Genomic DNA, 1,343 nt, shown 5'->3' on the forward strand with positions numbered 1-1,343 from the left:
AGTGGGTGCGCGAGCGCCTCGCGCCCTGACCGCCCGCGCCGTGCGCCGGTGCTTCGGCCCGGCCGACCGGGCGCCAGGCCTCAGTGAAAGAACCGCTGCGCGACCACCAGCATGAGCGGCACCGTCACCAGCGCCAGCGCCGTGGATACGGCGATGCTGGCCGTCACCTCGTCCTGCATCGTGTCGTAGCGCTGCGTAAAGAGGAACACGTTGGCCCCCACCGGCAGCGACGCGGCCAGGAACATCACCGCCGTCGAGGTGCCGCCCAGGCCGAAGGCCCAGGCCAGCGCCAGCAGCAGCACCGGGTGCGCCAGGTTCTTGACCAGCGAAATGCGCAGCGCGTCGCGCGCATGGTGGCCCACCTTGCTGAACGCCAGCGTCACGCCCACCAGCAGCAGGGCCATGGGGCCGAGCGCCATGCCCAGCAGCTGCAGCGGCTTGTCCACCACCTCGGGCAGGTGCAGGCCGGTCTGCGCGAACAGCAACCCGGCCAGGATGGGCAGCGGCACCGGGTGCAGGATGCCGTTGCGCACGGCCTGCAGCACCGTATGCAGCATGGGGCGCGGCGCGCTGCGGCCGTCGCGCTGGCTTTCATGCGCCTGCGCCAGCTCGAACACCACCGTGGCCGCCGTGAGCAGGATGAGCGCGTGCAGCGAGATCAGCGTGAACAGCGTCACCAGCCCTTCCTGGCCGTAGACCAGCCCGACCAGCGGCACGCCGATCATGATGGTGTTGCTGAACATGCTGGCCAGCCCGAACGCGGCCGAGCGGGTGGAGAACCCCATGAGCGCCAGCGACACGACGAACACCAGCCCGGCCGCGAGAAAGTACAGGCCCACCGGCTCGAAGTTCAGGTCCTGCACGCGCGACGTGCCCATGGTGCGAAACAGCAGCGCGGGCGTGAGCACCAGGAACACCAGGTTGGACAGATCCTTGACCGCCGAGGCCCGCACCCAGCCCAGGCGCCCGGCGAGAAAGCCGATGGCGATGAACAGGATCACCGGGATCATGGAGGCGAAGACGGGGGAGTTCACGGCGGCGATCCTGCGGGCAAAGCCTTCGATTATCGGTGCGGTGCATCGCGCCCTGCGCACCGCCGCGTCAGATGGGTCCCGTGGGGTGGCGGCTCGACGCACCGGCCTGTCCTGTCCCGGCGGATGTCCAGCCGCCCGCGCGCCGGTGAGCCGCTGCGGCGTGCACACGCCCCCGGCCCGGCGCGCATGGTCCAGGCCCGCGCCAGTCCCAGACGGTCGGTACTGGCGAAAGGGGCGCCCTCATACCCTTTGCGCCGCCCTTCAAAACGGGCTCCAACGCAATCATCACTAGGGCATATCGCTATTAAA

General features: G+C 69.8%; 1 protein-coding gene. It reads right to left on the minus strand.

The annotated features are described in order from the left end of the window. Positions 1-80: 80 nt before the first annotated feature. Positions 81-1,034, minus strand: coding sequence for an AEC family transporter (locus AC27IQ_RS24690; RefSeq protein WP_317355011.1), 954 nt, complete (start codon positions 1,032-1,034; stop codon positions 81-83). Positions 1,035-1,343 lie beyond the last annotated feature (309 nt).

It is taken from the genome of Acidovorax sp. KPB24-07 (genome assembly GCF_057543315.1).